Consider the following 15,122-nt stretch of genomic DNA (forward strand, 5'->3'; position numbering starts at 1 on the left):
AGTCTTACCGAGCGGCATGCATAAACAGTGTAAGGAGAGACCGTGGCTCACTTTGTGATCATGGGTTGCGGACGCGTGGGCGCAACATTGGCGCACACCTTGGAAGACGCGGGACATTCCGTGGCAATCATCGACCAGGACGATCGTGCCTTCCGTCGCCTGCGCAGCGGATTCACCGGCAGGAAGGTGACCGGCGTCGGCTTTGACCGCGACACCTTGAAGCAGGCCGGCTGCGAGGAAGCGTACGCTTTCGCCGCGGTCTCCAGCGGTGACAACTCGAACATCCTCGCAACGCGCGTTGCCCGCGAAACGTTCCACGTTTCGCACGTGGTTGCCCGGATCTACGATCCCGGCCGTGCCGAAATCTACCAGCGCCTTGGCATCCCCACGGTCGCCGCGGTCCGCTGGAGCGCGGACCAGGTACTACGGCGCATCCTTCCTGAACAACACTTGGCCGGAGACTACCGTGAGCCCTCGGGCCGACTGGTCCTTTCCGAAGTGGACCTGAACGACGGCTGGATCGGCAGGTCCCTGGCAGCCATCGAAGCCGCTTCCGGAATCCGGATCGCATTCCTCACGCGTTTCGGTGAAGGCGTCCTGCCGCAGCCCGGAACCTCGTACCAGGAAGGCGATACCGTCCACGCCATGTTGAATCTGGACCGCAGCGACGAGGTGGCCCGCATCCTCGCCGGAGCACCCGCCAAGGAGTCTGAGTGAAAGTCGTCATCGTCGGAGCAGGCAGCGTCGGTTCATCGATCGCGCGGGAACTGCTCGCCAACGGCCACGAAATCATGCTGATCGACCTCAAGCCCGAGGTCATCGGACGCAGCGGCCTCCGCGGCGCCCGCTGGCTCGTCGGCGACGCCTGTGAATTGAGCACGCTGCAGGAAGCGAAACTGGACGAAGCCGACGTCGTTGTTTCCGCAAGCGGTGACGACAAAGTCAACCTCGTGGTCTCCTTGCTCGCAAAGACCGAGTTCGGCGTCGGCCGGACGGTGGGCCGCGTGAACAACCCCAAGAACGACTGGATGTTCAACGATTCCTGGGGCGTCGACGTCGCAGTCAACACGCCACAGCTCATGACGGCCTTGGTGGAGGAAGCCGTGGAAATCGGCGACCTCGTCCGCCTACTGACCTTGCAGACCGGCGTCTCCTCGCTCGTGGAATTCACTGTCCCGCACGACTCCCACATCATCGGCAGCACCGTGGGAGACATCGAATGGCCCGACGACTCTGCGCTCGTGGCCATCTTGCGCGACCACGCTCCCATCACGCCCAGCCGCGACGACGTGATCGACGGCGGCGACGAATTGTTCTTCGTTACCACCATCGTGGCGGAAGACAGCCTCAGGGCCCTCCTGGCGCCGTCGGCCGCCGACCACGGCTCAGTTGAGGTCGAAGGAGAATACGCGGATCAGTCCGACGACGGATTCGACGGCTGAACCGCCCGGTTCCGCTTCTGGCCCGGCGCTGGCCGGGTCAGAAGCCAGGCAATCCAGAGGCCAAGGATGTACAACGGGGCGCCCATGATCAGCCGCATGGTGGCTAGCGCAGCCAGGCCCGCGTCACCCATGAAGTACAGCGGCACCTGGACAACGAGCCGCAACGCCAGGACCGCGATGACCACCCAGGTACCGATGCTGTAAGCCCTGAGTCGTTCGGGATCCTTGCGCCAGTCGAAACCCTCGTTCCGTACAAAGCCGAACAGCAGGCCGGCAATCGGCCACTTGACGGCAATGGACACCACCATCGCCACGATGTAGGCAACGTTCGTGTAGAAGCCGAGGACGTAGAAGTCTTCCGCCTTCCCCGTGGTGTTGGCGAGCCACGCCGAAATGGCGACGCCGGCAATCCCGGCAAGAGCCTGGGTCAACGGACGGCGTTGGACCAGCCTCACCACCGTGAAGATGGCCGCTCCCACAAGCGCTGCGACCAGCGATGCCGGAAGATCGCGCGTCACCATGAAGGCGACCAGGAACACGAGTCCCGGCACGATGCTCTCGGCAATGCCTTGGACACCGCCCGCGGACTTGAGGATATCGACGTGGCCGTGGGCATTCCGCTGAAGGCCCGCCTTCTCCGCGTAGCCCGCGGCGAGATCGGCAATGCTTGGTGTTGCCGCGCGCGTTTCGTCCGGACCAGGCTGCTCCTGCGCAGGTTGTTCGTGCGGACCGGGTCCGTTGGAGACGGTCATTGATGCTCCTGCCTGGAGAGGATTTCATAGCGCGGGTTGAACATGGTGGGCATTCCGTCCCTGACGGTGACCATTCCCTCAAGGCGAAGTATCGTCCCCGGTTCGATTCCGGGTACTTTGCGGCGGCCGAGCCAGATGACCCGCAATCGCGCCAAAGGGCCGCCCTCGCCGCTGTGCACTACCCGGTCGACGACGATCGCCGAGAAGTGGGCTTGCTCGCTGGCGGGCTCGTACGTCACCGAATCGATGAAGCCGATGCAGGCGACCCTCCCCCGCGCCGGAAGGTCTGTCAATGGCCGGGGCACCGAGCCGCCCTGCCCAGCCAAGGGGCGCGCCGCTTTGTCAGCCAATCTGGGTGATCTCCGGGCCGCGCTCAGGCCGCCGCAATTCCTCAGGGGCTTCGTCCGGGACGCCGTGCTGTCCGGGGCCGGCAGCATCCTTCGGCAACCTCAACTGGAGGAGTTCGCGCGGCGGCATCGGGTTCTCACCGCGGATGACCACCACTTTGCGGAAGAGGCTTTCGAGGTTTTGCGCGGCGTCCTTCTCCAAGGCTGCCGGGCCACCGATCACGCCGCGAAGGAACCAGCGGGGCCCGTCCACTCCCATGAACCTGGCGGCCCGGAAGCCCCTGCCGCCGTCGGCTGCTTCAGTGGGAAGCTTGGCAACGAGTTCCGTGCCGAAGGCGCCGGGGACTTCTTCCACCTCGCCGCCTTGGCTCGCGACGGACTGGCCGATCTGCTCTCGGATCTCGTCCCAAAGGCCCTCCGAACGGGGGGCCGCGAACGCCTGGAGCTGGAGGCTTGAGCCGTCGAGATCCATGGTGACCGCGACAACCCGTTGGGTTGCTTCCTCTACCTCAAGGCGCAATTGAAGGCCCTCTGAAGGTTCGATCAGCAGGGAGCCGAGATCCACGTAGCCGTCGTGGCTGTCGATTTCACTCGCATCCAGCGGTCCCTTCGACAGGCGGAAATCGCCCTTGGTAGCTCCGCTTTCAACCGTTTCGGCCGCCTGCTTAGTACCGTTATCTCCGGCACCGTTGTCTTCGGGCTGCTTGGCCTTGGACTTCTTTCCGCGCCCAAAAAGCATCGGTTTGTCTCCTTAGTAGTGGTCCATCCCCCAGTAAACCGCAGGCCGCCCCGTAACGCGCGGGCAGCATGGCAACCTGCTCCTTGCGGGTCGATTGCCGAGGGCGTGGTTAACTCGCGGGCGGCGCGAAGCCGCCTGTGGATCCAAAGCCGCCGGTGCCGCGCGCCGTGTCGGAAAGTTCCTCCACGGCGACGAACAGCGCATATTCGACACGCTGGATCACCATTTGTGCAATTCTATCGCCGCGCTTGAGCTCGATGGCGTGGTTTTGGTCCGTGTTCAAAAGCGTCACGGAGATTTCACCTCGATAGCCTGCATCCACCGTCCCGGGGGCGTTGACTACCGTGAGTCCGTGCTTGGTGGCCAGTCCCGAACGCGGATGGATCAAGGCCACAAATCCGTTGGGCAACGCGATCGAGACACCGGTCGGGACAAGCTTCCGTTCCCCGGGAGCCAGCGTGACGTCCTCTCGTGCTCGGAGGTCCGCTCCAGCGTCGCCCGGGTGCGCGTACGACGGAACTTCCAGTCCGGCGTCGAGCATTTTCAGTTGGACCTGAAGGGTCGGGGCGCCGTACTCGACGGCGGGGGCTGCTGGGCTTGCTACTGCTGTCTCGTGACTCACAGTCCCTTATTCTATCGTCCGCTGATTGCTGTCCGGATTCCCGCCTGTGCGGGGAAGCGTCATTGGGAGGCTCCCGTTCCCGATAAGCTTGATGCATGCCTGAATCGATTCCAGCCGCACCCGCCTCCAACCATTCTTCGAATGGAGCGGACGCGCCATTTACGGAGAAGTTGTGGCCGTCTGCCTGGATCTGGATCGTCGTGGTTTGCTTGTCCTCCGCGGGCATCCTCATCCTTGCGCCCATCAGCATCACCGCCGGAATCATTGCCGCCCTGGTCCTCTTCGCGGTCATGACCTCCCTGCTGGTGTTGTCCACTCCGTTAATCAAGGTAGACAAGGACACTGTCCAAGTAGGCCGCGCCAGCATCCAGCGGGAATTCGTGGGCTCCGTCGCGGTATTCCGCAAAGACGAAGCCACGGCAGAGCGCGGCACCCGGCTGAATGGGCTTGCCTACCTTTGCCTCCGCGGATGGATCGACCCCGTAGTACGGATCGAAATCACAGACCCCGCCGACCGCACTCCCTACTGGCTCGCTTCCACCCGTCGGCCCGATGAACTCTTGAAGGCCCTCTCGGACAAGGCATCCGCCTAGGACTTGCGCCCGCTTCAGCTTTCGCATTCCTTGCAGTAAAGGTGCCCGTCCTTTTCCCGCGCTATCTGTGAGCGGTGCTTGACGAGGAAGCAGCTGTAACAGGTGAACTCATCCGCCTGTGCCGGCAGGACGCGGACCAGGAGCTCTTCGCTCGACAGGTCCGCACCGGGAAGCTCATAGGCATCGGCGAGATCGGTCTCGTCGATGTCGACCGCCGATGACTGCTTCTCGGTCCGACGCGTCTTGAGTTCCTCGATCGAGTCCTCGCTGGCGTCCTCTTCCGTCTTCCGAGGGGCATCGTAGTCCGTTGCCATGGTCCTCTTCTTCGTTCTCCCTTGATGGGTGCTGCTGTTGATTGCGGGGCCCGCAGTCGGGTAGACCGGAGCCTGCTCCGATCTAAGGATGTAACGTCACAGGCCGTCTTTTTGTGCCCGGCAACGGCCAGATTGTCCTCCCGGCCGATGCGAAAGTCCATAGTCCGCGGAGCCCCCTCTACCGGCCGGCAACCGGAAAATCGCGGAAATTCGCGGCACGCCCTTTGTCCTAGTAGGAAAAGGCTCCACCGGGTGGCAGAGTTTCGAATGTCAGATATGCCATGGTGGAGGGTTTTATGCGGGATCTACGGCTGGTTGGCGTCCATGATGACGGCGGACATCTCCTGTTGAGCGGAACCGGCGGCGAGATGTTCCAGCTTCCGATCGACGAGGCACTGCGCGTTGCCGCGAGCCGTACACCTGCCCAGGTGGCCGCCCGTGCATCCATCACGCCTGTCGCCATGTCACCGCGCGATATCCAATCACGCATCCGCAGCGGCGCAACAGCGGCAGAAGTCGCGGATATGTCCGGGATGCTCCTGGCCAACGTGCAACGCTATGAAGGCCCCGTGCTCGCCGAACGGGAATACATCGCCGAGCAAGCCCGCAAAGTCGAAGTCGCAGCCCCCGCACCCGGCCACGATGCGTACCGCGCCGCTTTTGGCGACGAACCCGCAAGCCTTGGTGCCATGGTGGCGCACCGCCTGACTGCACACGGCATCGATTCCTCATCCGTCGAGTGGGATTCGTGGCGTCGCACGGACGGCACGTGGACCGTCGTCGCGCGCTTTGATACCAAGCCGGGCGAGCTTGAAAGCATCGGCGAAGAACCGCCGGCCATGTGGACTTTCAATCCGGCACGCAAGTCCCTCCAGAACGCCAACCGCTGGGCGCAGCAGCTCAGTGAGCTCGAGCCCCTGGACGGACCCGTTCCCGCCAGGCGCCTCACCGCCGTCGTGGATCGTCCGTTCGATTTCGAGGTCGACGCCGAGACCACCGCGCTTGCAACCGCCGCGGCGGCCTCGAGGGAAGCTGACGGGCTCCTCGACATGCTGCGTTCCCGCCGCGGGCAGCGGCTGGGCCTTGACGAAGACAGCGATGACGCTTTGGCCCTGCTCCTGAGCAGCGGCGTGCCGGCAGCCCATCCGCGATCCGACGACGACGAGGCACCCTCGGAAAAGCCGGCCCTGGAGACCTCGGCCGCGGACAAGGATGCTGCCGATGAGGGCCCTGTCGATGCAGGGAAGACCAAACCCGCACAAGCGGACCCCGCGCAGACCCGCCGCGACGCACGGGCAGCCATGTTATCGAGGCTGAGCCTGGCGCCCCGGCATCAGGACAATGACGGCAATTCCTTGCACCTGCACGACGGCGTTAGCACCGACACCCGGGAAGTCACCGTCATTCCGGGTCCCCTGCGTCCCGTGACCGTCTTGCGGGGAAAGCGGGAGGACGCAGCCCAAGCCGCCGCCGGACGATCCGCCCACGAAAAGCCTGCCCAGGAAACGCCAGCCAACGACGCCCCTTCGCACGACGCCGACCACGACGCCGACGAAGCTCCGGAATCGTCGCAGCGGGCAGGGCTGGACGAACTGCTGGGCGGCGCCCCCCGTCGCGAGCGTGACGATGCCCGGCCTGCCCGTAGCGGTCTTGGCGATTCCTGGCTGAAAGCCTCCCCTGCCACTAGCCACAACACCGCGGAACAATCTACGCCGGGCGCAAGCCACGGCGACGAGCCTTCCGATGCCCCTGCTGCAGAACGCCAGCCGTCACGCCCAAAGCGCTCGAGCATCCCCAGCTGGGACGAGATCGTTTTCGGAACCCGCGGAGACTAAGCGGCTTTCAGTGCGTCCCGCGCCATAGGCAGGCGTCGACGTCGAACGGCAGCAACTGGTCCCGGCTCGCCATGAGGTTCGCCCCGTGCGCCGTCACGCGCCGCATGTAGTGGCGGCGGCACAGCGTTTCATACCCCACCACGGGAGCCGTCGTTTCCAACGATGGCTCCTCGCTCGGGCTTCCATCCATTGCGACGTCGCCCACCACTACCTGTTCGCCTTCAACCACCATGATGCCGTCCACGGTGCGCGCGTTGTGGGTGGCACGGCGGCCGCACCAGCAGAGAGCTTCGACCTGCAGGACCTGCACCCTGTCGGCGAGCTCGACGAGGCGCTGCGAGCCGGGGAACAACCTGGTCCGGAAGTCCGAGGTGATTCCGAAGGCGAACACATCGACGTCCATCTCGTCGACCACGCGGGCCAGCTGGTCAACCTGGACCGGCGAATAGAACTGTGCCTCGTCACAAATGAGGTAGTCCACGCGGAGGCCCTTCGTACGGCGCCGGACCACCTCATCCCAGAAATCGGTAGTGTCATCGACTTCCACGGCGTCCGTCTGGAGGCCAAGCCGGCTCGAGATCACGGAATCTCCGGCCCTGTCGTTGCGGCTGAAGCGGACTCCGCCCCGGCCCCGGGCTTTGTGGTTGTGGTCCATCTGGAGCGCGAGCGTGGACTTTCCGCAGTCCATGGTTCCGGAAAAGAAGATCAGTTCAGCCACGGCGGCCTTTGCGTCCTCCCGCCTGGAAGCAGATCAGCGGTACCTCCCGCTCGGCCTTCGTCAACGATCCGTGCTGGCCGACGACCTCCATGGCTGTGGGGCGGACGCGGCGGACGTCGTAGAGCGCCAGGGTGTCCCTGGTGGCGATCATCACGTCACCGATCCGTGGGAAGACTTCCGGGCGCAAGGCCCCGAACAATCCCGCGGCCACTGCCTGCTCCCGGGTGAAGGCCCAAATGCGCTCACCGAATCGGCCACGCCAGGCTTCGATCAGTGCCGACCTGTGCGCTTCGCCGGCATCGGGTTCCAAATAAAGGTGGACCATGCGCGGTTCGCCCGCCGTGTGCCGTACTCCCGCGATGAGTGAGGCATCAGCCGAGTAATCAATCCGCTGGGACTCCGGAACGTCGAGCATTCCGTGGTCGCCGGTGAGGAGGATGGTGGTGCCCGCAGGGAGCGAGGATGAGAGCCTCTTGACGGTTGAATCGACTTCCTCGAGCTGGTGTTCCCACCGCTCGGACTGGCACCCGTAACGGTGTCCGGCCTTGTCGAGCTCATTGACGTAGAAGTACATGAGGGAACGCGAGCCGGCGGCCATGGCTTCCCCGGCCGCGGCAGTCCGGGCATGCAAGGAGTTGCCGCCCACGAAACGGCTTCCCCGAAGCGCCGCCCGCGTCATGGGCGAATCGCCGAATTGCGGCAAGCTGACAGTGATTGCGTCGGCTTCCGCGGCCACCCGTTCGAAGATCGTCGGGAACGGCTGCCACTCAAGGGGATCCACGCCGGCATCCCAATTGCCGAGGAGATTGACCACCTTGTCCTGGGCCGGATCCAGGACGTCGTACCCCACCATTCCGTGTTCACCGGGCGTGCGCCCCGTTCCGAGGCTGGCAAGGGAAGACGCCGTAGTGGAGGGGAACGCCGAGTCGAGCCACACTGGGACGGACCCCTGCCCCGAATTCACGATGGACCTCAGGAACGGCGTGTGCGCGGCCTTTTGTTTGAGGAGGTTACGGCCCAGTCCATCGGCCAGAACGACGCAGACGCGCTGCGAAGAGGGCAGATCCAACGTGTTTTGGAAGCCTTGCACACCCATGCTTGCTGCGGCACTGCCCAGGACCTCGGCAATTGTCCTGCTGCCGTACAGCGGCGCGGCTGGAAGTTCGGAAAGGGCAGCGTCGACTGGCGCGGCTTCCTGTGCCGCGTGCGGATTCGCCATCAGCGCTGGTGTCCCCGGTTCTGCCGGTTGCCGAACACGCCTGAACGGAGTCGCGGCGCGGAGATGGTGCCTGTGTGGGCTGAAGGAGCGGGAGTGCCGGTGTTGACGGCCCGCAAAGCCCTGGCGAAGATCTTGGCGTCCTGGACAGCCCGGGGACCATCGGCCTCCGAGCTGATCCGCAGCACGATGTCTTCCTGGGAAATAGTGCCGGTGTAGCCGTGGTCGGCTTCGCATTGCGGGTCGCCGCAACTGGCCGGGCCGACGTCGACGCGCTGGCCGCCGGACCATGCGATGGAGAGGGTCAGTTCCCTGACGGGGTCGCTCGGCGTGTAGTTTTGCGGCTGCGCGTACATGTAGCTCAAGACAACCGAGCGGATCTGTGCGACAGGCACGGATTCGGTGGAGATCTGGGCGACGATCTGCTCGCCGGCCTCGTCCAGTTGCTGGTCGTCGACGTGCGTGATCACCAGCATGTCCTCGGTGAGGACCAGGACCGTGATGTGGCGCCTGACCTCGGCGCGGTCGAAATGGGTTTCCAGGTGCACAAGGTGGGCGAGGCAATCCCGCCCGTCCAATGCGTCGGCGACCACGTCCGCAACGAGGACGGGGTAGAACCCTGCGCGCTGAAGTGCCTGGTCCAGGCTCTGCCCCTGCGAGCTGTGGTTGTGTGCTGCATGGTGCCCGGTGGCAGCCGGGCCGGACGGAGGCGTCGGGGACTTCGAGCTCATTACCCCATTTTCACAGATCGGCCGGGCACTTCATAACTGTGTGGTCAGCCAAGCATTGCCCGGCGGGCGCTGTCAGTGCGCTGGGCGGCGTTTCCGATCCACACCTCCGTAGCGAGGATTTTGGCGCCCTGGGGGCCGGCCAGGACCGGGTTGAATTCCGCCAGCGCGATTTCGGGGTGTTCGTCCTTGAGCTTGACGAGTCGCGCCGCGAGGTCCTCGAGGGCCGCGACGTCGACGGCGGGAAGGCCCTGGTAACCGAACAGTTTCAGCGACGCGCGGGGTGCTCGGATGAAGTCGTGGAGGTCGGTCACGGACAGCGGCGGAACCCAGTGGGCCCAGTCGTCCAGCAGGTTCACCGCATCCCCCGCGAGGCCGAACGAGACCACGGGGCCCAAGAGCGGATCCTCGATGGCACGGAAGGTGCACGCCTGCCCTACCGGCGCCATGGCCTGCACTTCCATGGCCGGAGAGCCATAGGGTTCAAGGGCCCTCCGCATCTGCGCGATCCCCCGCCGCAGGGAATCGGCGTCTTCAATGTCGAGGCGCACGCCTCCCAAGTCCAGGCGATGCCGCAGTGCTGGATCGGTTGTCTTGAGCACCACCGGCCAACCGAGCCGCTCGGCGGCAGCCACGGCGTCATCGTCGTCGCCGAACACGACCGACGGCACCACCGCTATGCCGTAGCGGGCCAGCAGTTCGGCCGACTCGCCGTCGTCGAGCCGCACCAGTTGTTCTCCCCGCACCGAAGCGAGGAGCCTCTCGATTTGCGCCCGCGTTCCCTCGCGGTCGCAGCCGCGCGGTTCCACGAACATGCCTTGGTCGCGGTCCAGCCACTTCGCGTAGCGCACCACGGCAGCCAAGGCGGCCACGGCACTGCCGGCACTCGAATAGCACGGGAGCGGCGGCCCGGAGCCTCCCGCGGGCGCAAGCAAGCAATCAAGCTGCACCGAAGGCTCGAGGATTCCGGTGAAAGCCGCCACCACGGGCTTTCCTGCCTCCGCTGCGCACTCGACGAGGACATCCGCGATCTCCTCCATGGTGAGGCTGCGGGAAGGCACCATCGCCGCCACGACCGCGTCAACCGATTTCTCGCCCAGATTCTCCTGGAGGCTTCGCCGCAACCGCTCGCGGGCTACGGATTTTCCGGAGTAGAGCCCGCCGTCAGTCACGATCCGGTCGACGACGAGGCCATGAGGGGCTGCGTTGTCCGCCACCACTTTCCCGAATGCCGCAGAGTTGCTGTAGACCGCGAGCGCCGGGCCTTTCGGCAGGGGTTGGCTGGAAACGATCTGGGCCACGTCCATGAGTTGTTCGATGGTTTCGACCGCGATGACGCCGGCTTGGCGCAGCATCGAGTCCAGGGCCGCGGCCGGCGCTTGCGTTGTCCTGACCACGTGTCCCGGAGGAAGCCTGAGGCCCGTGACGTCCGATTTGGCGACAATGACGGGCTTGCTGCGTGATAGCCGCCGCGCCAGCCGCGAGAACTTGCGCGGGTTGCCGATCGACTCCAAATACAGGCCCACCGCGGCCGTGTCCGGATCATCTTCCCAGAACTGCATGGCGTCGTTGCCGGAAACGTCGGCCCGGTTTCCGGCCGACAGGAAGGAGGAGAGGCCCAGGCCCCTGCGGATCGCGGAGGCATACACGGAGACGCCGATTGCCGCGGATTGCGAAAACAGGCCCAATCCCCCGCGGCGGGGAAGCCCGGGCGCCATGGAAGCGTTGAGCGACACGTCCGGATTTGTGTTGACTATGCCGAGCGATTCCGGACCGATCACCCTCATCCCGAAGGACCGGGCGCGGCGCACCAAGGCGCGTTGCCTCTGCAAGCCTTGTTCGCCGTCGTCTGCGTATCCCGCGGTCGCGACCACAACGCCCTTGACGCCGGCAGCACCGCACTCGTCAACGACGATCGGCACTTCCTCGTACGGGACGGCGATGACGGCAAGCTGGACCGGACCCGGGACGTCGGCAATCTTGGCAAAGGACTTCATTCCGCCCAGCTCGAATGCCTCGGGGTTGACCGCGTAGACGGCGCCTTTGAACCCGCATTCGAGGATGTGCTCGAGCAGTTGGTGCCCGATTGTCCCCCACCGGCGGCTCGCCCCCACAACAGCGATCGACGACGGCGCCAGCAAGTCCCGCACGCTGCGCGCCTCGGCGCGGTGTTCCCGCGATTCCATGACCGCCAGGGATTTTTCGGTTGGGTCGATGTTGAAGTCGACGCTGACGACGCCGTCGTCGAACTTGCGGGCGAGTTCGTAGCCGGCGTCGGCGAAGACCCTGAGCATTTTGCGGTTTTCCGGCAGGACCTCCGCCGTGAAGCGGCGGATGCCGTTCTCCCGCGCGGCCGCCGCGAGGTGTTCAAGGAGGATGGAGCCGATGCCCCGGCCCTGCTGGTTGTCCGAAATGTTGAAAGCCACTTCGGCTTCGGTGGGATTGTCCAAGCGGTCGTAGCGGCCGACGCCGATGATTTCGCCACCCACGGTGATGACGAATGCGACGCGGTCCCTATGGTCCACCTCGGTGAACCGGCGTAGCTCCTTGCTTGTCAGCTTGGACTTGAAAGTGAAGAAGCGCATGTAGATGGACGTCTCGGACTGCGCGGTATGGAATGCTTGGAGGGCGTCGGAGTCGTCCGGGGAGATGGGCCGCAGGTGGGCAGTTCCGCCATCGCGCAGAACGACATCGGCCTCCCAATATTCCGGATATACACTGGCGCCAGGCTGATCCACCATAGGCTTAGCCTACTAAGACTTCCGCAGTACACGTTTTAAGGATCCACCGACTCCATGGCACGCAGCCAAAGTCCTTCCCGTACAAGCACGGCTCCAGCCGTGGACGGGGACTTCACTGAGAACATCATCGATATCGACGTCACCTCCGAAATGGAAGGCTCCTTCCTGGAGTACGCGTATTCGGTGATCTATTCGCGGGCGCTTCCCGATGCGCGCGACGGCCTGAAGCCCGTGCAGCGGCGCATCCTTTACATGATGAGCGACATGGGCCTGCGTCCGGACCGCGGGCACGTGAAGAGTGCACGCGTGGTGGGCGAAGTCATGGGAAAGCTGCACCCGCACGGCGACGCCGCCATCTATGACGCCATGGTGCGCATGGCGCAGGACTTTTCCCTTCGCTTGCCTTTGATCGACGGGCACGGCAACTTCGGTTCGCTCGACGACGGTCCGGCGGCACCGCGTTACACGGAAGCCCGGCTCGCAGCGGCCGCGTTGACGATGACCGAGCACCTCGACGAAGACGTCGTGGACTTTGTCCCCAACTACGACAACCAGCTCACCCAGCCCGATGTCCTTCCTGCAGCGTTCCCCAACCTGCTTGTCAATGGAACAACCGGAATCGCGGTAGGCATGGCCACGAACATGGCCCCCCACAACCTCGTGGAGGTCATCGCTGCCGCACGGCACCTCATTGCCAATCCCGACGCCACGCTGGAAGACGTCATGCGTTTTGTCCCGGGACCGGACCTCCCGACAGGCGGCCGCATCGTCGGTTTGGACGGGATCCGGGACGCGTATGCCACGGGACGCGGTTCGTTCAAGACCCGGGCCAAAGCGGAGATCGAGCAGCTGACGGCCCGCCGCACCGGGCTCGTGGTCACTGAACTGCCCTACATGGTCGGCCCCGAAAAAGTGATCGAGAAGATCAAGGATGCCGTCAACGCCAAGAAACTCAGCGGCATCAGCGACGTCATCGACCTGACGGACCGCAAGCACGGCTTGCGCCTCGTCATCGAGATCAAGAACGGCTTCAATCCCAACGCGGTCCTGCAACAGCTCTACCGCTTCACGCCGATGGAAGATTCGTTCGGCATCAACAACGTCACCTTGGTGGACGGCCAGCCGCAGACTTTGGGCCTGCTCCAGCTCCTCCAGGTCTATGTCGGCCACCGCTTGTCCGTGGTGCGCCGGCGTACCGCGTTCCGCCTTGGCAAGAAAAAGGACCGACTCCACCTCGTGGAGGGCTTGCTCATCGCGATCGTGGACATCGACGAAGTCATCCAGATCATCCGGTCCTCGGACGAAGCGTCCGCGGCCCGCGAACGCCTGATGTCCATCTACGATCTCTCCGAAATCCAGGCGAACTACATCCTCGAACTTCGCCTGCGGCAGCTGACCAAGTACTCGCGCATCGAACTTGAAAAAGAGCAGGAAGAACTGCGCCGCGAAATCGGGGAACTCGAAGCGATCCTCGCGTCCGATGTCCTGTTGCGCGAACTTGTTTCCGGTGAATTGGCAGAGATCGCCGAAAAATACGGCACCCCGCGCCGGACCGTCCTGCTCGAGTCCGAGGCCGTCTCCCCGACCGTTGCGGCGGCGCTGGCTGCCGCTGTGCCCGCGGGCAAGGGCAAGACTGCAGCCCTCCCCCTCGAAATCGCGGATGATCCTTGCTGGGCCATTCTGAGCACCTCGGGGCAGATCGCCCGCACTCCGCACCAGGAGCCGCTCGCCGAATCCGGCCCGCGAAGCAAGCACGATGTCTACCGTTCGGTCGTCAAGACGAGCGCCCGGGGCGAGATCGGCGCGGTCACCTCCCTGGGCCGCATGCTGCGCGTGCAGGTCATGGACATGCCGGTATTGCCGCCGGTGTCCGGCCTGCCCAACCTCGCCGGTGGCGTGGCGGCGAAGGATTTCATCACGTTGCTCAAGGGCGAGGCGCTGGTCGCCTTGGTCCCGCTGGATACCATCCTGGGCATCGGGACAGTCCAGGGAGTCGTCAAGCGCGTCCAGCCGGACTATCCGTTGAACCGCGAGGATTGGGAAATCATTTCGCTCAAGGACAACGACGCCGTGCTGGGCGTCGAGCCTGCCGTGAATGACGACGTCGACCTCGTCTTCTTGACCCGCTCGGCCCAGCTTTTGCGCTTCAGTGCTTCGGCTGTCCGCCCGCAGGGCCGCACCGCCGGCGGGATGGCGGGAATCAAGCTGGGCGCGGGCGACGACGTCATCCACTTCGGCGTGGTTCGCGCCGACGACCCCGCCGCCGTCGTCGTGACGATAGCAGGCAGCAACGGGGCGTTGCCGGGGACGGCACCGGGCACGGCGAAAGTCACGCCGTTCGACGAGTACCCGGCGAAGGGCCGTGCAACAGGTGGAGTGCGTGCGCACCGCTTCCTGAAGGGCGAAGACACCTTGCTGCTCGGATGGGTGGGCCACGGACCTGCGAAGGCAGCGTCCAGCGCAGGAGTGGCGCGGGCCCTCCCGCATGAGCATGGCCGTCGTGACGGCTCCGGCGTTCCCCTCTCCCAACCCGTGGAAGCCATTGGACCGAGCATGGCGTGGGGCGAAGGACAGGACTCCGAAGCCGTCGCTAGCGAGTGATGACGACTTCCCCAGCTACATCGTGGAGATGCTGAGGATATTTCCCTCGGTATCGAGGAACCAGGCTCCCCTTTCGCCGGTTGGCATGGTGGCCACGCCGTTCTCGGTCTTCAGGCCCGGGAAGTCATATTCTTCGAAAACGACTCCGCGTGCCCTGAGGTCGGCCATGTCCTGGTCAAGGTCGGTGCTCTGCCATCCCAATTGGGTGTTCTTCGCTGTTCCGGCGTTGGGTGTCTCGTAGAGCAAGAAGGCAGTTCCGTTTGCGCACTTGTACATCAGGTTGTCCGAGGCCTCCGGGTTCTCAGGCTCGAGGCCGAGCTTGTCCCGGTAGAAATCGCGGGCGCGCGCGAGGTCACTGGCCGGGAGCACTCCAGCGACGTTTAGATCCTTAATCATGGCAATCCCACTTTCCAGGCTTCCCCAGCACCTAACTTTACTCCTGATGCCTCGCGTGGTAATGGGGTGGCGGATGCT

At 64.6% G+C, this 15,122-nt stretch carries 15 protein-coding genes; 5 read left to right on the forward strand and 10 right to left on the reverse strand.

Annotation, left to right across the window (positions count from 1 at the left end; translation table 11 throughout):
* Positions 1-42: 42 nt before the first annotated feature.
* A complete protein-coding gene (locus E1809_RS02790; protein WP_133202690.1) occupies positions 43-717 on the forward strand; it encodes a potassium channel family protein in 675 nt (224 codons plus the stop codon).
* A complete protein-coding gene (locus E1809_RS02795; RefSeq protein WP_133202691.1) occupies positions 714-1,442 on the forward strand; it encodes a potassium channel family protein in 729 nt (242 codons plus the stop codon). Before E1809_RS02790 ends, E1809_RS02795 begins: the two co-directional genes overlap by 4 nt.
* Here E1809_RS02795 and E1809_RS02800 read toward each other — a convergent pair.
* From E1809_RS02800 to dut, 4 genes are all read right to left on the reverse strand, one after another.
* Positions 1,415-2,194, reverse strand: coding sequence for a DUF3159 domain-containing protein (locus tag E1809_RS02800; RefSeq protein ID WP_133202692.1), 780 nt, complete (start codon positions 2,192-2,194; stop codon positions 1,415-1,417). The genes E1809_RS02795 and E1809_RS02800 overlap by 28 nt on opposite strands.
* Positions 2,191-2,544: a single stranded DNA-binding domain-containing protein gene (locus E1809_RS02805; protein ID WP_235835403.1), complete on the reverse strand. Its 354-nt coding sequence runs from the start codon at positions 2,542-2,544 to the stop codon at positions 2,191-2,193. Before E1809_RS02805 ends, E1809_RS02800 begins: the two co-directional genes overlap by 4 nt.
* On the reverse strand, positions 2,537-3,280 hold the full coding sequence (locus E1809_RS02810; RefSeq protein WP_133202693.1) for a DUF3710 domain-containing protein: 744 nt from the start codon (positions 3,278-3,280) through the stop codon (positions 2,537-2,539). The genes E1809_RS02805 and E1809_RS02810 overlap by 8 nt, the downstream gene beginning before the upstream one ends.
* A 109-nt stretch (positions 3,281-3,389) precedes the next feature.
* Positions 3,390-3,902 (reverse strand): dUTP diphosphatase, encoded by a 513-nt coding sequence (gene dut, locus E1809_RS02815; protein WP_133202694.1) that lies wholly within the window; start codon positions 3,900-3,902, stop codon positions 3,390-3,392.
* Positions 3,903-3,997: 95 nt separating this feature from the next.
* On the opposite strand from dut, the gene E1809_RS02820 reads away from it, so the two are divergent.
* Positions 3,998-4,495 (forward strand): DUF3093 domain-containing protein, encoded by a 498-nt coding sequence (locus E1809_RS02820; RefSeq protein ID WP_133202695.1) that lies wholly within the window; start codon positions 3,998-4,000, stop codon positions 4,493-4,495.
* 14 nt (positions 4,496-4,509) lie between these two features.
* Here the strand turns inward: E1809_RS02820 and E1809_RS02825 are convergent, their stop codons facing one another.
* Positions 4,510-4,809, reverse strand: coding sequence for a DUF4193 domain-containing protein (locus E1809_RS02825; protein WP_133202696.1), 300 nt, complete (start codon positions 4,807-4,809; stop codon positions 4,510-4,512).
* Positions 4,810-5,105: 296 nt separating this feature from the next.
* Between E1809_RS02825 and sepH the strand changes: the two genes are divergently transcribed.
* Positions 5,106-6,644: a septation protein SepH gene (gene sepH, locus E1809_RS02830; RefSeq protein ID WP_165962191.1), complete on the forward strand. Its 1,539-nt coding sequence runs from the start codon at positions 5,106-5,108 to the stop codon at positions 6,642-6,644.
* Positions 6,645-6,651: 7 nt separating this feature from the next.
* Here sepH and E1809_RS02835 read toward each other — a convergent pair whose 3' ends face one another.
* Genes E1809_RS02835 through E1809_RS02850 form a run of 4 tightly spaced genes read right to left on the reverse strand, consistent with a single transcriptional unit; the run spans position 6,652 to position 12,047 of the window.
* The gene (locus E1809_RS02835; RefSeq protein WP_133202697.1) at positions 6,652-7,362 is read right to left on the reverse strand and encodes a thymidine kinase; all 711 of its coding nucleotides are present in this window, start codon (positions 7,360-7,362) and stop codon (positions 6,652-6,654) included.
* Positions 7,355-8,581, reverse strand: a complete 1,227-nt coding sequence (locus E1809_RS02840) for an alkaline phosphatase family protein (protein WP_133202698.1) — start codon at positions 8,579-8,581, stop codon at positions 7,355-7,357. The genes E1809_RS02835 and E1809_RS02840 overlap by 8 nt, the downstream gene beginning before the upstream one ends.
* Entirely contained in the window at positions 8,581-9,309 is a 729-nt protein-coding gene (locus E1809_RS02845; RefSeq protein ID WP_133202699.1) for a DUF5998 family protein, read from the reverse strand. The genes E1809_RS02840 and E1809_RS02845 overlap by 1 nt, the downstream gene beginning before the upstream one ends.
* A 44-nt stretch (positions 9,310-9,353) precedes the next feature.
* Entirely contained in the window at positions 9,354-12,047 is a 2,694-nt protein-coding gene (locus E1809_RS02850) for a bifunctional acetate--CoA ligase family protein/GNAT family N-acetyltransferase (RefSeq protein ID WP_133202700.1), read from the reverse strand.
* 54 nt (positions 12,048-12,101) lie between these two features.
* Between E1809_RS02850 and E1809_RS02855 the strand changes: the two genes are divergently transcribed.
* On the forward strand, positions 12,102-14,648 hold the full coding sequence (locus E1809_RS02855) for a DNA gyrase/topoisomerase IV subunit A (RefSeq protein WP_133202701.1): 2,547 nt from the start codon (positions 12,102-12,104) through the stop codon (positions 14,646-14,648).
* A gap of 15 nt (positions 14,649-14,663) precedes the next feature.
* On the opposite strand, the gene E1809_RS02860 is transcribed toward E1809_RS02855, so the two are convergent.
* Entirely contained in the window at positions 14,664-15,044 is a 381-nt protein-coding gene (locus E1809_RS02860; RefSeq protein WP_133202702.1) for a VOC family protein, read from the reverse strand.
* Positions 15,045-15,122: the final 78 nt, after the last annotated feature.

This window comes from Arthrobacter terricola (assembly GCF_004354015.1).
GTDB classification, from domain to species: Bacteria; Actinomycetota; Actinomycetes; order Actinomycetales; family Micrococcaceae; genus Arthrobacter; species Arthrobacter terricola.

Excerpts from the sequence above, each read along its gene's own strand:
- E1809_RS02800 (WP_133202692.1), bottom strand. The coding sequence starts at position 2,194 with ATGACCGTCTCCAACGGACCCGGTCCGCACGAACAACCTGCGCAGGAG.
- E1809_RS02810 (WP_133202693.1), bottom strand. The coding sequence starts at position 3,280 with ATGCTTTTTGGGCGCGGAAAGAAGTCCAAGGCCAAGCAGCCCGAAGAC.
- E1809_RS02820 (WP_133202695.1), top strand. The coding sequence starts at position 3,998 with ATGCCTGAATCGATTCCAGCCGCACCCGCCTCCAACCATTCTTCGAAT.
- E1809_RS02825 (WP_133202696.1), bottom strand. The coding sequence starts at position 4,809 with ATGGCAACGGACTACGATGCCCCTCGGAAGACGGAAGAGGACGCCAGC.
- sepH (WP_165962191.1), top strand. The coding sequence starts at position 5,106 with ATGCGGGATCTACGGCTGGTTGGCGTCCATGATGACGGCGGACATCTC.
- E1809_RS02840 (WP_133202698.1), bottom strand. The coding sequence starts at position 8,581 with ATGGCGAATCCGCACGCGGCACAGGAAGCCGCGCCAGTCGACGCTGCC.
- E1809_RS02845 (WP_133202699.1), bottom strand. The coding sequence starts at position 9,309 with ATGAGCTCGAAGTCCCCGACGCCTCCGTCCGGCCCGGCTGCCACCGGG.
- E1809_RS02850 (WP_133202700.1), bottom strand. The coding sequence starts at position 12,047 with ATGGTGGATCAGCCTGGCGCCAGTGTATATCCGGAATATTGGGAGGCC.
- E1809_RS02855 (WP_133202701.1), top strand. The coding sequence starts at position 12,102 with ATGGCACGCAGCCAAAGTCCTTCCCGTACAAGCACGGCTCCAGCCGTG.
- E1809_RS02860 (WP_133202702.1), bottom strand. The coding sequence starts at position 15,044 with ATGATTAAGGATCTAAACGTCGCTGGAGTGCTCCCGGCCAGTGACCTC.